Source organism: Puniceicoccus vermicola (assembly GCF_014230055.1).
GTDB classification, from domain to species: domain Bacteria; phylum Verrucomicrobiota; class Verrucomicrobiia; order Opitutales; family Puniceicoccaceae; genus Puniceicoccus; species Puniceicoccus vermicola.
In genome coordinates, this window is record NZ_JACHVA010000103.1 from 1 (window position 1) to 3,844 (window position 3,844).

Genomic DNA, 3,844 nt, shown 5'->3' on the forward strand with positions numbered 1-3,844 from the left:
CTGAGATCGCTGGACAGAGGATTCCTTTATTTTCTTCGTGTTATGATGTTTAGTTGTAGTTGATGCAAGCCGGTAGGCTTGTGTGATTGCCCCCCATGGGGGGCGCGATTTTTTCCTCGAATTGGATCGGGCTCTTGTAGCCCAGAGAGGAGTGTTTTCTGAATCGGTTGTAGAAAACTTCGATATACTCGAAGGCATTGCTTCGGGCAGTGTCTTCATCGAAGAAGACCTCATCGCCAACTGTTGAGGTCTTATACCGCCCGTAGAAGGATTCCTGGGCGGCGTTGTCGTAGCAGTTCCCCTTGGCGCTCATGCTTTGTTTGATCCCGAAGCTCTCCAACATGTTCTCATAGTCGTAGCTGGCGTAGGTGCTACCCCGGTCGCTGTGGTGAATGAGGCCCTCGGGCAGCTCGCCGCCTCGGGTCAGGACGGCGCACTGCAGAGCCTGGCAAACCAGCTTTGAATCGTTGCGGGAGGAAACGCTCCAACCGATGATCCGCCGACTGTACAGATCCATCACTGTTGCCAGATAACACCAGCCCCGCTGGACGCGCAGGTAGGTCGTATCGGCTACCCAGACCTGATTGCAGTCGTCCGGCTTTCCGAGTTCGCGCAGCAAGTTGGCGCTGTAGCCGAAGTCGTGCTTGCTGTTGGTGCCAAGGGGCTTGAAGCCCTTCGTTTGTCGACCTTCGATCCCCAGCTCCTTCATCAACCGTAACGTCCGGTCGCGGCCACAGCCGAGATCCTCGTCCTTGAGGTGTTCGTGGATTGGGCGGTGGCCGTAGCGTCCACGGGCTTGCCGGTGCAACTCGGTAATCCGTCCCTTGAGAGCCGCAGCGGTTACTATGACTGGCAGGCTCGCGAGCCTGCCAGTCATAGTAACCGCTGCGGCTCAGTCCGAAACACTCGCACAGCTCGTCTACTCCGTAGCGAGCCTTGTGATCCTCTATAAACCGATAGCGCATCACTCGGGGTTGCTGAAGTAGCCCACCGTTTTTTTTAGTATCTCGTTCATCCGCTTTTGCTTGGCCAGCTCCTTGCGGACCTGGGCCAGCTCCTCGGCCATCGCCTTCGGACTCTGTGCACCCTCGGGAGCCTCAGCCTCCAAATCATCCAGGTGCTTCTTCCTCCAGCTATACAGCATCCCCTCGGGAACACCAAGCTGCTCGGATACCTCCTTCACCGGTGTACCTTCAATTATGATCATCTTGACTGCCTCTTTTTTGAACTCGGCAGTGTAGCGGCGCCTCTTCATTCTTTGATTCTCCTTCTAAGAGAATCCCGTGTCCATTTTTATCAGGACACATCACCGATAAATCAGATGGAATTACGACAGAGTTATTAGGCACAAACTCAGATGGTAAAGTTGCTCTTTCGACTTTAATTGTAGTTGTCGCAAGACTGAGATTATTTCCTAACGCACGTGTTCGAATTGATAGAGGTCCAATAAATGTCATATTTTCCACGATTCCAACTCCGTCAATAAGTGTAATTTCCGTATTCTCCTGAAGAAGCTCAATTGTGATGTGCGAACGTTCAAGATGAATTCCTGAAACGTCGTCTCCAGTCCTTAAAGAATAACCGAGTATAGTCGCTTTGAAGCCTTCATCAACTTGAAGGTGATCGTTTCCACTTTGAACAAGAGAGCCCGAAGCGAGAGTGAATGTTCCGGCTTCAGTGTTTGCTGCAGCTTGCGAGACAATTATGGTGATAATTAGAGATATTAGAGCTTTAGTTTTGTTTTTCATTTTATTTCTAGAACGTCAAGAGTAGTCACCCGAGCCAGAGGACTCAAGCACAAGGCGGGGCGTAAACATCGGGTTGACTACTCGTCTTGTTCGGAGCCTCCATTTCGTATTCCTGAATTTCATTTTAGTTTCTACATCGTAGAGGATTCGCTCGGTGCAAAGCGCCGTGGGCTATGCCGTTTAGGGTTTAAAGAGCTTAGAAAACTCTTTGATTAGATCACTTTTTGCAGCTTCAACTCCCTCATTGTCTACTACGAAAAAGCGGTAGTCTCCGCTTGGCTCTTCTCTAGTATACGTGATCGAATATTCTTTTCCTTTGAAGTTCTCTCCCGCCGCATCGAGTAGTTCGTTCTTCGAGAGGGAGTCAGGGACTAATTCGGACGAAACCAAAATATCAAATGCGAAAATTCGATTCTTTCTCACTAGTAGAGTCTTGCTTACTCCATCACTTGTTGACCGGTAAGCAGCGTCCGCGTAGGGCCAAATGCCGTAGGCATCATTGCCGTAGGGATCGCTAGAATCAAAGCTACTCCATTCATTTTCATCTAGTGCCTCATATGACGGATGAGACTTTAGGAAAATATTGAGGTCGCTCTCGACAGCAAGAACGACGGATACCATGGTGCAGAATACAACCAATATAAGTATTTGTTTTTTCATATTACTTTTTTACCGAACGGTGAGGATGGTCGATGACGCGCTAGCGGCATTGACCACTCCGTCTGGATCGACCCAGGCATGCCTGATGGTTGTGGTTGGTAAAATGGCTCATCCCATTCCTTTCTTTCGATTTTTGATGACAATGAGATCTCTAACAATCGTATAGGCAAAGGATCCCAATAATACGAGATGAAGAAGTGAGATCGTGTAAGATCCCCAGTTTTCGAATAGACGATCGATACCAACGCCTGACCCAATCCCTACGATTGGAAATACTGGAATTACCGGCAAAATAGAGGTTCCACCTGTATCTTCATTTTTCTCTTTTTCGATCAGGACTGCTGGTATCCAAGCAAACCATGTGACGGTGCAAATGATGCTGAGAATTATCTGTTCTGTATCCATTTTATTCTTCGTCGATCGATGAGCTCTGGCGACGGCGCGTTAGCGACGTTACCCAGTAGCGTCTGGATCTGCTGTTAGTGGTTCAAATTTCCAAGAGGTCGCTTCACACTCGAAGGTTTCATCTCTCAGGTAAAATAGATAGTGGTTGGATGGCTCTGAGTTCGAATCGACATCCTCCCAATCATTCGGTGACTCTTCCATTCTTAAATTTCCCTCTACGAGGTAAAATTAACCCCAAGATGGAGCAATTCCACTAAATCGGCACTGTCCACGATACCATCCTTCGTCATTCGTTCGCCCAAGGCGATATTTTCTAACGCCTGAGAATTCTATTTTCCCTTTTCGATCGTCCGAAAAATCTGAGAATTCAAATGAGTTCAGAATGAAGTAAAGCTTGAGACTATTTCCTTCGATTTTCACTTCTGGATATGGTGCATTCGGTTCAGCATTCCAGCTTGTGTTTAGTTTTGTGAAGGTGGTCTTCATTTATTTCGCAGATAACGTGAAAGCCATACGCGGAAGTCAGCGCGGAGCGCTGGCTGGAGTTGTATGGGCTGACTGGTTCTGCTCAATTTCTTTTAGTTCTCTTTCAATTCCCCAAGCTCTTGTTTCTTTAGTCTCAGCGTTGATCCAAATAAGAGCATTGATTCCGCCTGTCATGTGCTGAACTTGAACTTGCCAAATCTTTGATTCCGGACTTCCCAATCCATCAATTTCTTCTTCAAGTTGGAAGCTGAAATCAGGGATAAGCCTTTCCTCCGCGAGTAAACCGTAAGTCTGAAACCAATACTCGCTTGCTAGTCTCTGTGCTTCCTCTTTTTCCGATTCGGTGAGTCTCTTGAAGCCGAATTCGGCAAGAAGATCAGACTCAACAATTCCTTTCTGTCCTTCCTGCGGTTCATCTTCGTTTGCTCCCGTTCCATCGTTGATAAGTATGAATCGACTGAAATCTGCGTCATCCAATTCTGCGGCCCATAGCAGGGGACTGAGGATAAGTAGAATGACGATTGTTTTCATTTTTCTGCAGAACG

7 protein-coding genes are annotated in these 3,844 nt (G+C 47.8%); all 7 read right to left on the reverse strand.

Translation table 11 applies throughout. The features are described from left to right. Positions 1 to 49: 49 nt before the first annotated feature. On the reverse strand, positions 50 to 877 hold the full coding sequence (locus tag H5P30_RS14090; protein ID WP_185691282.1) for an IS3 family transposase: 828 nt from the start codon (positions 875 to 877) through the stop codon (positions 50 to 52). An 87-nt stretch (positions 878 to 964) separates the two neighbouring features. Further along, a complete protein-coding gene (locus H5P30_RS14095) occupies positions 965 to 1,207 on the reverse strand; it encodes a transposase (RefSeq protein ID WP_246459760.1) in 243 nt (80 codons plus the stop codon). Next, positions 1,194 to 1,748 (reverse strand): hypothetical protein, encoded by a 555-nt coding sequence (locus H5P30_RS14100; RefSeq protein WP_185693579.1) that lies wholly within the window; start codon positions 1,746 to 1,748, stop codon positions 1,194 to 1,196. Before H5P30_RS14100 ends, H5P30_RS14095 begins: the two co-directional genes overlap by 14 nt. Positions 1,749 to 1,928: 180 nt before the next feature. Continuing rightward, positions 1,929 to 2,408 (reverse strand): hypothetical protein, encoded by a 480-nt coding sequence (locus tag H5P30_RS14105; protein ID WP_185693576.1) that lies wholly within the window; start codon positions 2,406 to 2,408, stop codon positions 1,929 to 1,931. 108 nt (positions 2,409 to 2,516) lie between these two features. Further along, the gene (locus tag H5P30_RS14110) at positions 2,517 to 2,813 is read right to left on the reverse strand and encodes a hypothetical protein (protein ID WP_185693577.1); all 297 of its coding nucleotides are present in this window, start codon (positions 2,811 to 2,813) and stop codon (positions 2,517 to 2,519) included. A gap of 228 nt (positions 2,814 to 3,041) precedes the next feature. Further along, positions 3,042 to 3,299 carry a hypothetical protein gene (locus tag H5P30_RS14115; RefSeq protein WP_185693578.1) on the reverse strand — a complete coding sequence of 86 codons (258 nt, stop codon included), beginning with the start codon at positions 3,297 to 3,299 and terminating at the stop codon, positions 3,042 to 3,044. A 36-nt stretch (positions 3,300 to 3,335) separates the two neighbouring features. Continuing rightward, positions 3,336 to 3,844: hypothetical protein (locus tag H5P30_RS14120; protein ID WP_221774319.1), on the reverse strand; the 509-nt coding region annotated here is incomplete at its 5' end.